At 46.2% G+C, this 17,052-nt stretch carries 14 protein-coding genes and 1 pseudogene; 8 read left to right on the forward strand and 7 right to left on the reverse strand.

What is annotated here, in order from left to right; translation table 11 throughout:
• The gene (locus IXB50_RS19715) at nucleotides 1-2,058 is read left to right on the forward strand and encodes a tetratricopeptide repeat protein (RefSeq protein ID WP_215610710.1); all 2,058 of its coding nucleotides are present in this window, start codon (nucleotides 1-3) and stop codon (nucleotides 2,056-2,058) included.
• Nucleotides 2,059-2,092: 34 nt separating this feature from the next.
• On the opposite strand, the gene IXB50_RS19720 is transcribed toward IXB50_RS19715, so the two are convergent.
• The 5 genes and pseudogenes from IXB50_RS19720 to IXB50_RS19735 all read right to left on the reverse strand — a co-directional run bounded on the left by IXB50_RS19720 (nucleotide 2,093) and on the right by IXB50_RS19735 (nucleotide 5,139).
• A complete protein-coding gene (locus tag IXB50_RS19720; RefSeq protein ID WP_215610711.1) occupies nucleotides 2,093-2,746 on the reverse strand; it encodes an RES family NAD+ phosphorylase in 654 nt (217 codons plus the stop codon).
• Nucleotides 2,747-3,080: 334 nt separating this feature from the next.
• Nucleotides 3,081-3,467, reverse strand: coding sequence for an antitoxin Xre/MbcA/ParS toxin-binding domain-containing protein (locus IXB50_RS22680; RefSeq protein WP_326520847.1), 387 nt, complete (start codon nucleotides 3,465-3,467; stop codon nucleotides 3,081-3,083).
• Between the two features lie 33 nt (nucleotides 3,468-3,500).
• Nucleotides 3,501-3,749 (reverse strand): annotated as a pseudogene (gene rpmA / locus IXB50_RS22280) (50S ribosomal protein L27); the annotation flags it as partial.
• A 439-nt stretch (nucleotides 3,750-4,188) separates the two neighbouring features.
• Nucleotides 4,189-4,623 (reverse strand): DUF4079 domain-containing protein, encoded by a 435-nt coding sequence (locus IXB50_RS19730; RefSeq protein ID WP_215610713.1) that lies wholly within the window; start codon nucleotides 4,621-4,623, stop codon nucleotides 4,189-4,191.
• Nucleotides 4,624-4,797: 174 nt separating this feature from the next.
• On the reverse strand, nucleotides 4,798-5,139 hold the full coding sequence (locus IXB50_RS19735; RefSeq protein WP_215610714.1) for a DUF1830 domain-containing protein: 342 nt from the start codon (nucleotides 5,137-5,139) through the stop codon (nucleotides 4,798-4,800).
• Nucleotides 5,140-5,719: 580 nt separating this feature from the next.
• Between IXB50_RS19735 and IXB50_RS19740 the strand changes: the two genes are divergently transcribed.
• From IXB50_RS19740 to IXB50_RS19750, 3 genes are all read left to right on the forward strand, one after another.
• Nucleotides 5,720-7,306: a photosystem II high light acclimation radical SAM protein gene (locus IXB50_RS19740; protein WP_215610715.1), complete on the forward strand. Its 1,587-nt coding sequence runs from the start codon at nucleotides 5,720-5,722 to the stop codon at nucleotides 7,304-7,306.
• 112 nt (nucleotides 7,307-7,418) lie between these two features.
• Nucleotides 7,419-7,769 carry a hypothetical protein gene (locus tag IXB50_RS19745; protein ID WP_215610716.1) on the forward strand — a complete coding sequence of 117 codons (351 nt, stop codon included), beginning with the start codon at nucleotides 7,419-7,421 and terminating at the stop codon, nucleotides 7,767-7,769.
• Nucleotides 7,770-8,073: 304 nt separating this feature from the next.
• Nucleotides 8,074-10,050: a peptide ABC transporter substrate-binding protein gene (locus IXB50_RS19750; RefSeq protein WP_215610717.1), complete on the forward strand. Its 1,977-nt coding sequence runs from the start codon at nucleotides 8,074-8,076 to the stop codon at nucleotides 10,048-10,050.
• A gap of 441 nt (nucleotides 10,051-10,491) precedes the next feature.
• Here IXB50_RS19750 and IXB50_RS19755 read toward each other — a convergent pair whose 3' ends face one another.
• The gene (locus IXB50_RS19755; RefSeq protein ID WP_215610718.1) at nucleotides 10,492-12,144 is read right to left on the reverse strand and encodes an FAD-dependent oxidoreductase; all 1,653 of its coding nucleotides are present in this window, start codon (nucleotides 12,142-12,144) and stop codon (nucleotides 10,492-10,494) included.
• A gap of 124 nt (nucleotides 12,145-12,268) precedes the next feature.
• On the opposite strand from IXB50_RS19755, the gene IXB50_RS19760 reads away from it, so the two are divergent.
• From IXB50_RS19760 to IXB50_RS19770, 3 genes are all read left to right on the forward strand, one after another.
• Nucleotides 12,269-13,057, forward strand: coding sequence for a phytanoyl-CoA dioxygenase family protein (locus IXB50_RS19760; RefSeq protein WP_215610719.1), 789 nt, complete (start codon nucleotides 12,269-12,271; stop codon nucleotides 13,055-13,057).
• Nucleotides 13,058-13,080: 23 nt separating this feature from the next.
• Nucleotides 13,081-13,392: a cupin domain-containing protein gene (locus IXB50_RS19765; protein ID WP_215610720.1), complete on the forward strand. Its 312-nt coding sequence runs from the start codon at nucleotides 13,081-13,083 to the stop codon at nucleotides 13,390-13,392.
• Between the two features lie 547 nt (nucleotides 13,393-13,939).
• Entirely contained in the window at nucleotides 13,940-15,307 is a 1,368-nt protein-coding gene (locus IXB50_RS19770; protein ID WP_215610721.1) for an MATE family efflux transporter, read from the forward strand.
• Between the two features lie 134 nt (nucleotides 15,308-15,441).
• On the opposite strand, the gene IXB50_RS19775 is transcribed toward IXB50_RS19770, so the two are convergent.
• Nucleotides 15,442-16,221 carry a ZIP family metal transporter gene (locus IXB50_RS19775; RefSeq protein WP_215610722.1) on the reverse strand — a complete coding sequence of 260 codons (780 nt, stop codon included), beginning with the start codon at nucleotides 16,219-16,221 and terminating at the stop codon, nucleotides 15,442-15,444.
• A 276-nt stretch (nucleotides 16,222-16,497) separates the two neighbouring features.
• On the opposite strand from IXB50_RS19775, the gene IXB50_RS19780 reads away from it, so the two are divergent.
• Nucleotides 16,498-16,776: an STAS domain-containing protein gene (locus IXB50_RS19780; RefSeq protein WP_215610723.1), complete on the forward strand. Its 279-nt coding sequence runs from the start codon at nucleotides 16,498-16,500 to the stop codon at nucleotides 16,774-16,776.
• Nucleotides 16,777-17,052 lie beyond the last annotated feature (276 nt).

Here is a 17,052-nt window from a genome sequence, read left to right on the forward strand (position 1 = left end):
ATGACAGTGGCAAAGGACACTGGAAGTCTTGTTCTGACCAAAGAAGAAGTTTATGGAGCTTTAATCCGCTCTCTGAGGAGACGCAAAGGGTTTGGCATAGTTTTTGTGGAATGTTCTCCAACAGAAGCTGTTGATTTGATTCCTCAGATTAAAGGCGATTTGCCTCAAAAAAAAATTGGCACTTTAGAACTAACTGCCCCTATTGAAAACCTTTATGATTTAGTTAAAAATCATGACAATCAAAATCAAGTTGATATTCTCTTAATCCAAGGTCTAGAAAAGTCTTTAGAAGCTGACATCAAACCTGGCTATGGTGGGGAAGGCCGTTATTACAACCTCAATACCGCCCCTCAAATTCTTAGCCACCTGAATCAACAACGAGAAAGATTCCGTGAGCAGTTCAGTCATGTTTGTTTTCTTTTCTTTTTACCAGGCTTTGCAGTCAAATACTTTATGCGTCGTGCACCAGATTTTTTTGATTGGAGTTCAGGCGTATTTGATTTAGCAGTTGAGCCTAAGGAAACAGCGCAAAAATCTAAGCAACCAGCTCAAAGAGAGGGACTTAGGAAATACGATAATCTAACTCAAAATGAGCTAACTCAAAAGCTATCACAAGTTCAAGAGTTATTAGATCAGACAAAATCAGATGCTCCAAACGCAACAGATCTATGGTTACAAAAGGGTGAGATCCTATATTTAGTAAAAGACTATCAGGCATCTCTTAATTGTTTTGAACACATCATAGAGATTGATCCTGGTAAGGAGACTGCTTGGAATAGCAAAGGACTAGTATTAACAAATATTGAGTCCATTGAAGAGAATACATCTACAAAAAATAAATTAGTAGATGCTGCAATCGCAAGTTTTAATCAAGCTATTAAACTAAATCCAGACTATACAACAGCTTTTTATAATCGAGGCATTGCTCTTACTAAGCTAGGGCGCTATGAAGAAGCTATAGAAAGTTATGATAAGGCTATTGAATTGGACCCCAATATAAGTGATTTTTGGCACAACAAAGCCATTGCATTTTTTCTATTGGGGCGTTATGAAAAAGCTATAGTTAGTGGTGATAAAGCTCTTCAGCTCAAACCTGAGGATAATAGAATTTGGACCCTTCAGGGACTCATTGCTGACAGCTTAAACTGGAAACAGGAAGCTATTTATCTCTATGAAAGGGCAGCTAAAATTGAACCTAATGATCCTACAGCTTGGTATAACCTTGGCAATATTTTATCTGAATTAAGACGCCATAATGAGGCAATTAAAAGTTATGACCAGGTACTTAGACTAGCCTCTAATCATTATCGTGCATTAGCCAAGCGAGGTTGGCAGTTACGCCAAATCTATCAGTATGTAGAGGCTCTAAAAGATTTAAATCATTCTATTAAACTTAATCGAAATTATGCTTGGTCAGTTGCGGCAAGAGGACGTTTTTATCGGGAAACGGAACGATATAAAGAAGCAGTACAAGATTTCAACCGTGCCATAGAAATAGATCCTAATTATGTATGGGCTATTGCTCAAAGAGGGCAATTATATCGACTCATGCAAGAGTATGGAAAAGCTTTAGATGACTTCAATCGGGCAATTGAACTAGCAACTGACTACCGTTGGGCAATTCGTAGACGTGGGGAGGTATATGGCTTAATTAGACATTATGAGCAAGCAATGGCTGATTTTAACTCGGCTCTGGAATTAAGCCCTTCGTCAAATTGGACATTATATTGGCGTTCCATCATACATCAAGCTACAGGTAATGAAGAAAACGCAAAAGAAGATATTTATAAGGCCATACGAATGGCTCAGTTATTTTATGAGCGAAATCCAAATGATATAGATAACATTTTGAATTTGGCCCTTTATCATATTGTCATTAATGATAGAAAGAACTCTAAAGCTTTTTATCGAGAAGCTTTATCTAAAAAACATGTTTCACACTATCTTTCAAAGACACACAAAAACTTAGAAGAGCTAATCAAGTTTTTTCCAAACAACCGAATTGCCCAAATAAGTTTGAGATATATACAAATTCAGAAGACAAAAAAGCTTATGTAAATTTAGCTTTCTGAAATCCAAAAATTTAGAGTGATTAAAATTGAGAATCGCCCATGAGACCTTCAGCTATATTTCTTTGTTCGCTTAGTGAGTTGTTTCGTTCATCTTCAGCATATGCATCAGAATCAGCCTCATCCAAAGAGCTAGAATCAGATTCTTCATCTATGTCTCGGCTGTTGCTGCCTTTTTGAGAATATATAAAGTTAATACAACTGCCTGCATAAAATCTGTCTGGAAAAATCACCCAGTTAAAACCATCATCATCTCGAACTGAAGGCACCTTGATGGCTTCAACTCGACCATCTGCATAGATACTCATGCCGATCTTTTGGGTTGTAGAAAGTTGATTCCGAGCATTGAGAGAACGCCAGTTTTCATAGAGTTCGCTTAGAGTAACTCCAAACTCATGTTGGATTACTTCATCCGTGAGATCAATCCATGCATTGCCTTGTAGCACATATTCAAACTCTACAAGTGCGTGATTTCTAATATCTGCACGTCCTCGCATCTCCTGATGAGCAGTTCTGAGACTACCTGAGAGGTAAACAACCTTAAAAGTATTCTCTTCACCGACTATGGCTGCTGGTGGATTGTATCTACCTGCATGTTCAAGGGCATCCTCCCCGTCAATGAGCTGCTCCATATTAAAATGATGTTCTAAAATAAGACGCCAACCCCGACCTTGCATTAGCAACTACAAAACTCCACGCAGAGAACCCACTTTCAGTCGATATAATTGACTTTACTTGAAGGCACAAATAAATATCGTGACATCAAGTATTACTGATATGTGCTGCAAATCACACTTAAGCTATTCATGTTTTGCACATAAATCATGCACGTTTGCGCTTATAAATCCGTAGAAACTTACACGCTATGTATATACCTATACCTTCAACATTTTGAATCAGAGTATACTAAAAGTAAATAGAGACGTCTATACAACCACATAAACTAATGCAATGTGGTGTTTAGAGTAGTGTGGATTTGTAATAGTTTGAAAAACTATACTCAAAGTTGAACTAGCTTGGAATGCCGCTTGCAATTGATAAAATTAGTTGAAAAACTACATTACTATGGCCAGCTTGAATCATTTTTGCAGGTGTTTTGTTGCCAAGTTCACGGTGGGGCTTGTTCAACCAGGCTTTTGCTTCCGCCTCTGACCCTAAGAGTTTAGTCAACTCTTTCTCAATAGACTTTAATGTCATTTCTACCTGAGGGTATTTTTTTTTCAGAGGCTCTCTTGACTCCTGTTTGAATCGACGTGCCACAGATTTGGCCAACGACTCTTGCTTATTTGTAGTATTTGGATGGGCCGTTTGGAATATATCAGATTCGCTAGATTTATTAACACATAGATCGGTAAAGTTATCTTGATATTTATCTATTTGAGTAAACTTGCCGTCCATAGCTGAGTCTCTTGCATCCAAATTTAGAAAAAGGGGGTAAACGCTTATTTTTTTGCGTGCTTTGCCCTTGCGCTCAAACGTCACAATCCCTTCAATCAGAGCGAAAAGGGTGTCATCCCCTCCCCGTTTAACATTATTTCCAGGGAAAAACTTAGTACCTCTCTGACGTACCAAAATGCTGCCAGCGCTCACAAGTTCGCCACCATATCGTTTAACGCCTAGCCTTTTAGAATTAGAATCTCGGCCATTTCTAGTACTGCCTGTTCCTTTCTTATGTGCCATGCTTATGAGCAGTTCTTTGCTTTGTCAAAAACTGTTTGTACAAATTTAACCGGATGTTAACCATATAAGCTGATTAATTTAACCTAACCTTAAACAGTCAGGAAGTCTTAATTTCAACTTAATAAGCCTTATTGACCTGTTAAGAAATAAACACTCACAATAAAATAAGGCATCAGCAATAAGTAGATACCTAGCAATGAGTAATAGTTTCGAATCAAATCAAAATATATTATTTGCTTCGAAACATTAATGGATAAACATGTTCTAGCTATCTTTTGCCCGTCGAAACACCAATCAACAGGCTATAGGCACATTGTTCTATTGTAGCAAACCCAGGTGCGAGCTGTGTCGAATTCCTCACAAAAATCAACTATTGCCATACCTTAGCACTCTGAAAATCTAAGTAAGATAGCCCTATGCATAGCTATCCACTTAATTCTTAGGGCAAGTACTGCTGCACCACAGTCCATCCGCTATAACTCACTGCCGCAAAAGCTAGAAAAAGCATTCCATTAATGGCAACGTGTAACGATCTTGCCCAGGGGCGAGTGGCTATCTGAGCAGCTGCGCCGACCGAGGCTAGCACCAACCCAACTACCAATAATCCAGCCCCCAGATGCCACGAATGGCCTAAGCTGCCGTGCTCTCCTAAAGTACCAACAATGCCGACACTCAAAAGCAGTAAAACCAGAGCGACCAAAACACTCCCTAGCAAGATATGTAGAATGCGGAGCCAATTTGGCTGAGCCATCTGATGGGAGCGCCTATACCAAACCATCCCTCCCGTTACCAAGAGGCAGGTATATACCGTCAGTGATAGGCCCATGGACCAAGCGGCGATACGCCACAACCAAAGAAAAGAAGGCAAATCCATGACGAACCACGGCAAAAACTTTACAGTCCTCGGCTCTAACAAAAAGAACCAAGGACTGTGTAAGCCTTACCACATGTAGGTGATGCTAGACCAGCCTAACCAACCTCCATGATCAACTTGCTTGATATGTCTAATCAGCTGTCGATTTCATCACCTTAATTGTCAGGTTTACAGTTAACCCGGCACAGGCTGCATTACATCAGCCGAGCTAGCTGGCACATCGGCTGAGCCAGCAGCTACCCCTTTAACTTCCTCATCAGCTTGCTCAAGCATCAGCCGGGCACATGGGATTGTATCTTCCAAAATAGAACTTGCCATTGCCCCAGAGTGCACTTCCAATTGACCTCTGACAGACGATTCAAACATCAGTCTTTGCCCCGGAAAAACGACTCGTTCGAAATACCAATTCTGGATATTGGTAATTCTAACTACCTGAATTTTACTAGCGCTATTTACATAGCAACATAGGACCGCATCAGTCTCATCAAACGGTATGGGATCAAGTGTTTGTGTCATGGGAGGAGAGGAGGGGATATAGGGATGCCAACATTAAATATTAGGATAACATCGACCGATCCCCAACAACTGTAAAAGCTGCTACCGATGAGGCTTTCGGAAATTTTAATATGCCGCTTCAATCGTCGATAAAATCCATACCATGTATATTACTACAGAGAAAGAATAAAAACATTTCTTTGTTTTTGAGTGCTTTCAAGAACTCTTTTAAGTAGCACTCAGTATCAGATTAAAACTTCAACTATGTTGAAAGATATTTTTTTTCCTATTTCAAATCAGGGAATTTACTTCACACCTTTTAAAGGTTAAGAAATATCGCTAATGTTCTGATGAGATGACATTAATTCTGACTCATTTGCTACCCAAATATCTATTCATGGATGCAACTGACCTCACCATTAAAACCCAAGGTTTTACCCCTTTGCTTGCGTATATTTATCGTTAGGCACATTCTTGGGCACGAGGAATTGGCTGCAACGGTGAAATCCAAGATTAGCAATGTTATCGTAAAGATATGTGAAAAAACTGAAATTTAGTTTCATTTTTTTAACGACAGCTAACTTAAGGCACCAGTGCAGCCATGGCTAATCGAGTTCTATATGTCCGCCTCCCCTGTAATCCTATTTTCCCAATTGGGGTGGTGTACTTGGCGGATCATCTGCGCAAGGTTTTTCCTGAGATAGAACAGCATATTTTTGATTTAGGAACGGTTCCTCCCTTAGATTTTGGTTCGGCCTTAGACCACTGCATTGACAACTTCCAACCCAATTTACTGGTTTTTTCTTGGCGAGATATTCAGATCTATGCCCCCGTTGGTGGACGCGGTGGCAACCCGCTACAAAATGCCTTTGAGTTTAACTACGCCAGTAACCCCTTCATAAAAATGCGTGGAGCCCTGGGGGGATTGCGCATGGTGACCACCTATATGAATGAACTGTGGCAAAACACAGGTCTGATCAAACGTGGATTTAAACGTGCTAAGCGTTACGATCCCGATGCAAATCTGGTGGTGGGCGGGGGAGCTGTCAGTGTTTTCTATGAGCAAGTGGCTGCTTGGATGCCCAAGGGGACTATTGTCTCCGTCGGTGAAGGCGAAGTACTCCTAGAAAAACTTATCCGCCAGGAATCCATTAGTAGCGAACGTTGCTATGTCGTTGGTGAAACCGAACCACGTGAGCGTCTAATTCATGAATGGCCCACCGCTATCGAAAAAAGCGCCTGTAACTATAGCTATATCGAGAAAATTTGGCCTGAGTTTGAATACTATCTGCAAGAAAACGACTTTTATATTGGGGTACAAACCAAACGAGGTTGCCCCCACAACTGCTGCTACTGCGTTTACACCGTTGTCGAAGGCAAACAAGTACGGATCAATCCTGCGGATGAAGTTGTCAAGGAAATGCGACAGCTTTATGACCGAGGTATTCGTAACTTTTGGTTCACCGATGCCCAGTTTATTCCGGCCCGTCGATTTATTAACGATGCCGTTGAACTGCTACAAAAAATTGTCGACTCAGGTATGGATGATATCCACTGGGCCGCCTACATCCGAGCCGATAACCTCACCCCTGAGCTTTGCGACCTGATGGTCAAAACTGGGATGAACTACTTTGAAATCGGTATTACCAGTGGCTCCCAAGAACTTGTGCGAAAAATGCGCATGGGTTATAACCTCCGCACCGTATTGCAAAACTGCCGTGACCTCAAAGCTGCCGGATTTGACGACTTGGTATCCGTCAACTACTCCTTTAATGTCATTGACGAACGGCCCGAAACCATTCGCCAAACCCTGGCCTACCATCGTGAGTTGGAAACCATCTTTGGCCGTGACAAAGTGGAGCCTGCCATCTTTTTCATTGGTCTACAGCCCCATACCCATCTGGAAACCTACGCTATCAAAAACAACATCCTCAAAGAGGATTACAACCCCCTAGCGATTTATTTACCGTGGGTTGCCAACAAACTACTCTGGAATCCAGAACCCCTTGGTTCCTTCTTTGGCGATATCTGTCTGCAAGCATTCCGACAAAACCCGAATGACTTTGGGCGAGAAGTGATGGATATCTTGGAAGACCGTCTAGGATTAGCCCCCTTAGAAGAAGCTCTAACCGCTCCAATCAAATCGGCAGCAGCCTCTAAAACACCAGAGCTTGCCGCTCCTCGGTAAGCAAGCGATAAGCAAGTGGCTTTAGATTCCAGCAAACCAACCCATCTAAAAGCCATCAGAGTAAATCATTAAGCAAATGTTAGGATCACTAGGCAGGAATTGACGGAACGCCATGGTAGATAAACCCATTCTTAAGAAAGATCGTCCCCCCGAAGAAGAAAGGGAGCGCAAGCCTTCATTTGATAAGGACAAGCCCAGAGGTAAGGGTAAAGGCAAAGGTAAAGGCAAAGGTCGACGCGACAAGGATGCTCGGGATAAAAAGCCCCCCGTTAATCCAGCTCTGATGCGAGGGCCTAAACCAACGAAAAAGGTTGAACCCGAACCTGAACCCGAAGTCAGTGAAGAAACCGTAGCTGAAGTTGATGCGGCTAATGCCGAGACAACGGCCGACGCCAATCCTGAACCTGCCGAAGCACCGACAGCTGAAGCCAGTACCGAAGATGAGGCTCCTGCTGCTGAGTAACTCCTTAAATAGGAAAAAATAGTAAAAGCATCGCTTGATAACCTAACAAGCGATGCTTTTATTATTGGAAGAGAAAAATACATAAAAAAATCCCCAGCGAAAATCGCCGGGGAGGACATCAGGGTGCATCTACCAGTTAGGTCTTCTAAGAAATGGACAGTGGTCAGGAGAAAATTTGTGATACTGGCGTCATAAGTTTTTCAGGAGCCTTGTCCAAAGCTTGGGGCGCTCCTATCTTTAGGCACCATCTTGGGGACAGCAAAAGCTACTATCAAACAGACAAGATCACGGGGCAAGCGCAAACATGATTTTTTCCTGGTCCACATCCTTACTGCACAATCCCCTCATGCAATTAAGGATGGCCGGTCTGGTGGCATTGTCAGTTGCTGTTACTAGCTGTCAGCGGCCTGTGGAGACGCCGCCGCCCGCTGTACCAGACTCACCCCATAGTGACAACATCGAGGAGGTGGTTGCCACCCCTGATGTGCTTACCCTGATTTATAGCCGGTCTCCGGTCACCCTGAATCCCCATTTAGCGACAGGGTTCCAAGATTTTGAAGCTGCTCGCATTGTCTACGAGCCCCTGGCCAGTTATGGACCTGATGGTAAGCTGATCCCAATTTTGGCAGCTAAGCTACCGTCCTTGGAAAATGGCGACGTCAGCGAGGATGGTCTATCTGTTACATGGCGACTGCAGGAAACTCTGCGTTGGTCGGATGGGGAACCTTTGACCGCTAAGGATGTTGTTTTTACCTATAAATTTATTACTAACCCTGCTGTGGCAGCCGTCACGGCCCAGTATTACCGTGACATTGAGTCTATAAAGGCCGAGGATGACCACACGGTCAAAATCACCTTTAAGCAACCCATTGCTAGTTGGCAAACGCCATTTACAGGGTTAAATGGCTTGATTTTGCCAGAGCACCTATTCAAGGAATTTAATAATCGCAAAGCGCGGGAAGCGCCAGCTAATTTTCAACCGGTGGGGACGGGACCTTACCGCTATTTGACCAAGGCTAATGATCGCTTACTGTTTGCTCCCAATGAACTGTATCGGCAACCGGGTGGCAACTTTAAGCGTGTGGAAATATTGGGAGATGTACCGCCCTATGTAGCTGCCCGTGATGTATTGCGGGATGGCACAGCCGATTTTGCCCACAATATTCAGTTAGAGTCAGCCGCTTTGGTAGATCTAGTCCAAACTGGGGAAACCGGCACACTGATGCTTACCTTTGGTAGTCAGGTAGAACGCATCATGTTGAATTTTGCCGATCCAAATCGTGAAACTGAGGCCAAAGAACGGGCCAGCCAGAAATTTCCTCATCCAATTTTGAAAGATCTGCGGGTCAGACAAGCGATCGACTATGGTATTGACCGTCAGGCGATCGTGGTGCAGCTCTATGGTGATTTGGGCAAGCCTACCTCTCAGTTATTGGTGGCTCCCAACCCATCTGAGGAGAACCCCATTACTTATAAACATGATGTGGAAACTGCCAGGGCACTTTTGGAAGAAGCTGGTTGGGTGGATAGTGATGGGGATGGGATTCGCGATCGCAACAACCAACCCCTCCAGCTCATCTTCCAAACCTCCATTGGCACCATTCGTCAGGCCACCCAAAACCTGGTCAAGGAGCAGCTGGCTGAAATCGGTATCGACATTCTGATCGAACGGGTACGGGCTGAAGATTTTTTCTCCGCTGACCCCGATCAGACCCGCAGTATTAATCACTTCTATGCCGACATGCAAGAATATGCCATCGGCAATGATATTCCTGACCCGATTATTTATATGGGCTGGTGGACCTGCGACAATATTGCAGCCCTGTCCAATAACTGGCAAAAACCCAATAATGCCCGCTACTGTGATCCAGCCTATGACGAACTCTGGGAAGCTGCTCGTGGAGAACGGGATGCGGCAAAACGGAATGACCTATTTCGACAGATGGAGCGAAAGCTGGCGGACGATGTTGCGGTATTGCCCATTGTGCATCGAGCGCTTTCTAATGCGGTTAGCGATCGCATCACCGGCTATACCTTTACCTCTTGGGATGCGAGCACCTGGGATATTGCCAATTGGCGACCGGTGGAGCCGACTACTGAAACAGAAACTGAGGCCACGTCCGCAGATGCACCTACGGACGAAGAGCCTGAAAACAACGGGCCAGCAAAAGCGCCGGAGGCTGAAGTGCCGGTCAAAGAGACAGAAAGTGACAATACTGTAGACAGCACTCCTGGGGAAGAAAAGACAACTAAACCAGACGAGTCAGCAGCAGCTGAATGATACCAAATCCGAATTCGGCAAACCCGGTTCAAAACGGATAATCTTGTAGGGCCTGGGGTTGAATTGCTTTGTCAGTGCGGCCAATATGGCGGATGTGAAGGCAGCAGTAGCAGCGTTAGAGCCTGTATGAGAGGTCTTGTGAGAATTGAGAAAGTGTTAGCTGACTAAGCGTGCAAAGGAGAGTTAGGAGAGATTTAAGAACAGGCTCATCACTGTATTTTAGAAGTAACAACAGAATTGAGGGAGAGTTTTGTCCCTGTCCCCTGTCGATGGGTTATTGAGCAGACACTTTCTTGATTAGACAAGGTAAGACGTCTTTTACGACCTCATACGAAATCCTGACTGATAGTGTCCGGTATCGCAGGGCATCCACAAGGGAGTGCCCCGACAAGATTGTCTATTTTTAATCGGGCTTAATGAATTCGGTATTCGGTATCACTCTTAAACATTTGCCAAATGTTGATGCACAAACTGCACACAAATCGACCCCTCACCCACACCAGACGCCACTCGCTTCACCGAGCCATGACGTACATCTCCCACCGCAAAAATCCCCGGCACATTTGTCTCCAACAAAAACCGATCTCGCTCTAACGGCCACGGCATACCGCCAGGAATATCCGCCCCACTATAAAGAAAACCCCGCTCATCCCGCTGCACCACACCATCAAGCCAACCTGTACTCGGAGTTGCCCCAATAAAAATAAACAACGAATTCGTCTTAAAGGTCTTCACATCACCCGTCTGAGAATCCTTCACCAAAATCTCTTCCAGCCGGTCGCCCCCTTTCGCTTCGACCACACTGTGAAATGGCATCACCTCAATATTGTCAGTCCCTGCAATCTGATCGATCAAATACTGTGACATACTTTTCGTCAGCGACTCGCCCCGCACCAACATCCGCACCTTGCGAGCATACTTTGAAAAATACATGGCCGCCTGACCTGCCGAGTTAGCACCGCCTACCACATACACATCCTCGTCTTTACAAGCCGCCGCCTCAGTTTGGGCCGCACCATAGTACACCCCAGCCCCCGTAAACTGATCCACACCCATTACTGTCAACCGCCGCCAAGACACCCCCATCGCCAGAATCAACGCATGGCAGCTAATCTCACTACCATCCGACAGGGTAATAATTCGATAGTTATCCTCCAGACGAATCGCTGTCGCCTCCTGGGGAGTCAAAATCTCCACGCCAAACCGTCTGGCCTGGGTCACCGCCCGTCGGGCCAAATCACTCCCGCTCAGCCCCACAGGAAAACCTAAATAGTTCTCAATGCGAGAGCTGGTGCCCGCCTGTCCACCAGGCGCTTCTCGCTCAATCATTACCGTACGTAGCCCTTCTGATGCACCATATACCGCTGCCGCCAGCCCCGCCGGACCGCCACCGACAATGACTAGGTCATAAAACGGCTTCGCCGCCTCGGTTTGCATGCCCACCTGCTGAGCCAGATCAGCCGTGGTCGGTTTTACCAACTTCTCACCACTCGGCAACAGCACCAAAGGCAAACAAGGATTATCCTTCTCTCCCGCATAGGCCACCAACTGTCGTGCTTCCTGGTTTGACTCAATATCTAGCCAGCGATAGGGCACCTGATTCCGCGAGAGAAAATCCCGCAGGGCATGGGAGTTTGGCGACCAGCGATCGCTAATTACCTTCACCCCCTGAAATACCGGCTTAAACGTCGCTTGCCAGTCTTGAAGCAGATCGTCCAACACCGGATACAGCTTTTCCTCTGGCGGATCCCATGGCTTTAGCAAGTAATAGTCCAGTTGGGCCGTATTGATAGCATCGATAGCTGCATTCGTATCAGCATAGGCTGTCAATAGTGCTCGCTTCGCCTTAGGAAAAATTTCAGATCCTTGATTCAAAAACTCAACGCCGCTCATGCCCGGCATCCGCTGATCTGCTAAAAATAGCGCCACCGTATTACCACGTAGCTTTAGCTGCTGTGTGGCCTCTAGCGCCATCGCCCCTGAATCAGCTCGTACGATGCGGAAGCGGCTCCCATACTGCTTCCGCAGGTCGCGGGAAATCGTCTGTAATACAGCAGGGTCATCATCAATAGTCAGAATAACAGGCTTATCCATGGGGCAGGGGCAAACTCATTTCTCGCATTCTGACAAATTCTAAGCCGTCTTTGCACGAGAATAACTAGACTTTAACCATAGACAGAATCAGCTGGTGAGTCACCGTCGTTTTCAATCCAAACCAATGAATGCGAGTAAACAGTTTGAGGCGCAGGGATACACCATCCTGCCAAAATTCTTTGAGCCAGAAGAAATCAATCAAATTACCCACATCGTTGACCGCATTTTCAACCAGTGGCAAGAGGAAAATCATCATGCTCTGATCGAGCAACAACTCATCAACATGCACTCACTGACGCATCCCAACTATTTCGAAGAGTGCCGTCATGAAAGGATTCAGTTCTTCAACCTAATTGCTTCTGCCAAGCTCACCAGGGCATTAGAACAAATATTCAAGGTCGATATGTATTTTCACAATACGCAACTCTTTTTTAATCCTTACAGCAAAGAAAAACAACCTTACTGGCATCGTGATCTACAATACAGTCCTATTGACGACGCGGTGCAGGCCGCAGAACAACACAATATGCTCAGCCTGCATGTGCGGATTCCCCTCGTCGCAGAAAAAGGAGTAGAGCTGATCCCCGACAGCCATACACGCTGGGATACTGAACTAGAAAGAAACGTACGGTTCGAACTAAATGACCATAGACAGAACGAAGCTCTGCCCGGCTCAGTTTTAATTGAACTCGAACCAGGGGATGCGCTGATTTTTAGTGCTCAGATAATCCATCGTGGCAACTATGCCCTTAATCCTGGTCGTAAAGCTCTAGATCTCTGCCTCGGTAAACCCCATCCCCTAGTTGAGAGTTTTCTCGATCCAATTGGCTTACCTAATGACGAGGAGATGAAATATATTTGCGATCGCACCTGGTATGACCTATCCAGAAAACTTATCCCTGACCACAACTAGCATTTAACCTTCACAGAAAAAACATGGTCCACTTCCCCCAACAACTGCGCAGCTTACCAACGTTCGATGGCCCCTTCGACGCCTATAAGCTCGCAGCCCAGAACTGCGATGTCCTTTTTGCCAGCTATCCCATGGGAACAGAAATTCCATCCCACACCCACGACACCGACAACGTTGGAGTAATCACCCAAGGCGAACTCATTCTGATTATGAATGGAGAAGAAAGTCGTTATAAACCTGGCGACTGGTATCACGTTCCTGCCCAGGCAGTTCATGCCGCACGGTTTGAACAAGAAACCTCAGAAATTGAATTCTGGTTCAAGGTAGATGAATGAGATTATCGGCCAAAAGCCATTAGTTAGACAGGGCTCCTAAATTCTTTTTGGGTTATTCTTGGAGACTTTAAAGTTCTCTCAAACACTGGAGGAATAAGAAAAATCCTCTTTGCAAGATTCTGATTAATGGCGTCAATATTGCGGGGCATCCACAAGGGAGTGCCCCTACAAGGTAATCTCATTTACCCCAAAGGCACCGACAAAATTTCCTACCAGGCAAATGATTCTCACACCCGAAATAAGACAAACAACATCACGATAACCTAATCCCTTTTTTAATTTTTCTGGAAAGCCTTCCAGAAAAATTAAAATTCACCCAACCGTACCCCCCACTCCACCCAAGGCCTATATCTCATTTCGACATCCTTCTTACGAGGGTTGTAGGACGGCGTCCCGCCCTGCCCATGGAAACCCCCACTATGCCTAACTTTCAGAATCTGAATGCTTCCGGAAAGAGAACTCGGAGGGACCCCAAGCAAAATATTCAGCCCCTACCGATCCCTCAAACAAACCTTGCCATACACTAAGCAAAACCCCTTGCTCCCCTATGAACCGCAATCTCACCCAAGGCCCTGTCGGTCAACACCTCCTCACCCTAACCATCCCCATGGTCTGGGGCGTCTTCGCCATCATCGCCTTCAACCTGGTCGACACCTACTTCGTCGGCCAACTCGGCACCGCCCAGCTCGCCGCCATGAGCTTCACCTTCCCCGTCGTCATGACCTTTGGTAGCCTCGCCATGGGCCTTGGCGTCGGTGCATCCTCCGTCATCGCCCGTGCCATCGGCGAAGGCGACATGAGCCGCGTCCAACGATTCACCACCAACAGCCTCACCCTCGCCCTCACCGCCGTCATTCTCTTCGTCATCGTCGGCCTCCTCACCATTGACCCACTCTTCAAAGCACTTGGAGCCGGACCCGACACCCTCCCCTACGTGCGCGACTACATGCGCATCTGGTACTTCGGCATGGTGTTTCTTGTGGTGCCCATGGTCGGCAACAGCGCCATCCGTGCCGCAGGCAACACCCTCACGCCCAGTATTATCATGACCCTGTCCGCCGCCGTCAATATTGTTCTCGACCCGCTGCTGATTACCGGAGCCCTTGGGTTCCCTCGCCTCGAAATTCAAGGCGCAGCTATTGCCACCGTCATCGCCCGCGCCACGACCCTAATCGCCGCCCTCCTCGTCCTTCGCTTTAAGGAAAATCTCCTCTCGGCTCAATTTCCTGACCTCAACGAAACCCTCTGGTGCTGGAAAGACATCCTCACTGTCGGCCTTCCAGCCGCCGCTTCTAATATGATTAGCCCCATCTCCATTGGCGTCATCACCAGCTTTCTCGCTATCCATGGTCCTGCCGCTGTCGCCGGATTCGGCATTGCTTCGCGTCTAGAATCCTTTGCCCTGATCACAGTTATGGCCCTATCCGCTAGCATGGGGCCTTTCGTTGGCCAAAATTGGGGCGCACAACAGTTTAGTCGAGTCCGACTCGCCATGCGCCAAAGCTTTTTGTTCTGCATGGGTTGGGGGTTATTTATGGCCGTTAGTCTGGGCATCGGTGGTCGGCCTCTCTCAGGCTTGTTTAACCAAGATCCCAATGTTATTGCTGTGGCGGCACAGTACCTCTGGCTAGTGCCCATCAGCTACGGTACTGCAGGCATCATCCAGGTCAGTAGCTCCGCCTTTAACGCAATGGGTAAGCCTGTACCGTCTATTGTCATGACTGTTGTCCGCATGTTTGCAATGTATATTCCGCTAGCCTATATTGGCAGCCGTATCGCAGGACCTACGGGCATTTTTGTTGCTGCGCTGGCGTCAAATTTGGTAGTGGGTCTAGGAGCCTATTGGTGGAATCAGAGAACCTGTCAACAACCGTCTGCGATCCAGGTAACGCCTCAAGAAGCTTTGAATCGCTAATTGTCAAGTTCATAATTTTTGAGAACCTGATTCCCAATGTACAGACGTTGCACGTAACCTCTTCCCAATGTACAGACGTTGCACGTAACCTCTTCCCAATGTACAGACGTTGCACGCAACGTCTCCAACCCCCTTTAGCCCAAAAACTGTTCGACCATACCCATCACCACAACCCCAGTCATCAAACCAACGGCTCCACTGCTGTTCAACGTTTTCAAATTTAGCTTGGGCAACAGCTCATGAAGCACTACAAACAACATCGCTCCTGCCGCTAGAGCCATTCCAACTGGAGCGATCTCACTACTCAAATCCACTAAGGTCACCCCCAACAAACCACCCAACGGCTCTAACCAACCAGACATAGCCGCCAATGCCATTGCCAAACCTACGCCATAACCAAGCTGACGTAATGCCAGGGCCACCATCAGTCCCTCTGGTAAATTTTGCAAACCCACACCAATCGCAATACTGACATCATGGGTAGACTCTGTGCCCAAGCCAACCGCCAAGCCTTCTGGAAAATGATGCAGGGCAATAGCTAATACAAACAGCCAAATGTGTCGAGACTGAGCCTGCTGATTTAACTCTGGTTCAGGTAGTAAACGCTCTAAAGCGTAGAACATCGCAGCACCAAGGATAACGGCACTAATGACTTCCCCCGTACCCACCCCATAACCCACCGCTTGACCAGCCAACCCTAGAGCAGGCACCAATAACGAAAACGCCGCTGCCGAAAGCATTACACCACTACCGACACTCAACAATAGCGTTTGCCAACGCTCGCTTAGCTGCGAGGTAAATAGCACAGGCACCGCCCCCACCCCCGTACCAAAGCTAGCCAGGAGACTGGACATGACACCATCGCTCATAACATCAGACGCGACACTGGACCAGGATTGAGAAAGCTGTTCCATAGCAAACCTCCAACTCTGGCCTTTATATTAACTCAAACTCATTATGAGTACGAGCGAGATCGGTCACATTTAGCCATGATCCGGTCATCTTTATGGATTATCAGCACGTGACTACGCTGCAAAAGTCTATGTATTTTTTCGGATTCATCAGGTTTAGGTATCCGCTGAATACTTACAAACTTCATTTCAAAACGCGGCTATCTCCGTAGAAAAGCTCAGGGCTCTCTAGGTATATCTCGCTTAAGTTAGGACTGTACTGAGTAACATTTACTACAAATGAACACGAGTTCCGTTGCCATCATTCGCCTTCCTAGTCGGCTAGATAGTATGATTTCGCCATTTTTTGCGCAAGATCTGAAACAGAAAATCCGTCCAGGGGTGACTCTCATCATCGACATGGCCAAAACCAAATTTATCGAACCTGCTACTGCTTCAGTATTCTGGGAAGGTGTTCTACAATCTCATCGAGAAGGTGCAAAGATTGTTGCCAAGGACATGAATGAGCAGGTAAAGCTTGTATTGGAGCGTTCTGGGCTGCTCCCACACTTGCAATAGCAACAGTCATATGAGCTGTAAACAAGCTCACCAAAAGCATGGCTAAATTAGCTAAACAAAAGAATCCATTAAACACAGATCTTGCACTAAGGTCGGTTGTGAAGCTCAAACTCACGTTGGGTTTTGAACCCAACGTCGGTTTGAGGGCTGTCCACTAAAGGGACAAGATTGGCTGGGCCGCTCTAAATATACTGATTGGTATCTTGTTTGAGTATATGCACGGTATTAGGACTTACGCATTGACAAGATAGCAAAGACATGAAGTGATACGAATGG

It is taken from the genome of Leptothoe spongobia TAU-MAC 1115 (genome assembly GCF_018739885.1).
GTDB classification, from domain to species: domain Bacteria; phylum Cyanobacteriota; class Cyanobacteriia; order Phormidesmidales; family Phormidesmidaceae; genus Leptothoe; species Leptothoe spongobia.

Excerpts from the sequence above, each read along its gene's own strand:
- IXB50_RS19770 (WP_215610721.1), top strand. The coding sequence starts at position 13,940 with ATGAACCGCAATCTCACCCAAGGCCCTGTCGGTCAACACCTCCTCACC.
- IXB50_RS19715 (WP_215610710.1), top strand. The coding sequence starts at position 1 with ATGACAGTGGCAAAGGACACTGGAAGTCTTGTTCTGACCAAAGAAGAA.
- IXB50_RS19760 (WP_215610719.1), top strand. The coding sequence starts at position 12,269 with ATGAATGCGAGTAAACAGTTTGAGGCGCAGGGATACACCATCCTGCCA.
- IXB50_RS19755 (WP_215610718.1), bottom strand. The coding sequence starts at position 12,144 with ATGGATAAGCCTGTTATTCTGACTATTGATGATGACCCTGCTGTATTA.
- IXB50_RS19730 (WP_215610713.1), bottom strand. The coding sequence starts at position 4,623 with ATGGATTTGCCTTCTTTTCTTTGGTTGTGGCGTATCGCCGCTTGGTCC.
- IXB50_RS19750 (WP_215610717.1), top strand. The coding sequence starts at position 8,074 with ATGATTTTTTCCTGGTCCACATCCTTACTGCACAATCCCCTCATGCAA.
- IXB50_RS19720 (WP_215610711.1), bottom strand. The coding sequence starts at position 2,746 with ATGCAAGGTCGGGGTTGGCGTCTTATTTTAGAACATCATTTTAATATG.
- IXB50_RS19775 (WP_215610722.1), bottom strand. The coding sequence starts at position 16,221 with ATGGAACAGCTTTCTCAATCCTGGTCCAGTGTCGCGTCTGATGTTATG.
- IXB50_RS19765 (WP_215610720.1), top strand. The coding sequence starts at position 13,081 with ATGGTCCACTTCCCCCAACAACTGCGCAGCTTACCAACGTTCGATGGC.
- IXB50_RS22680 (WP_326520847.1), bottom strand. The coding sequence starts at position 3,467 with ATGGACGGCAAGTTTACTCAAATAGATAAATATCAAGATAACTTTACC.
- IXB50_RS19780 (WP_215610723.1), top strand. The coding sequence starts at position 16,498 with ATGAACACGAGTTCCGTTGCCATCATTCGCCTTCCTAGTCGGCTAGAT.
- IXB50_RS19740 (WP_215610715.1), top strand. The coding sequence starts at position 5,720 with ATGGCTAATCGAGTTCTATATGTCCGCCTCCCCTGTAATCCTATTTTC.
- IXB50_RS19745 (WP_215610716.1), top strand. The coding sequence starts at position 7,419 with ATGGTAGATAAACCCATTCTTAAGAAAGATCGTCCCCCCGAAGAAGAA.
- IXB50_RS19735 (WP_215610714.1), bottom strand. The coding sequence starts at position 5,139 with ATGACACAAACACTTGATCCCATACCGTTTGATGAGACTGATGCGGTC.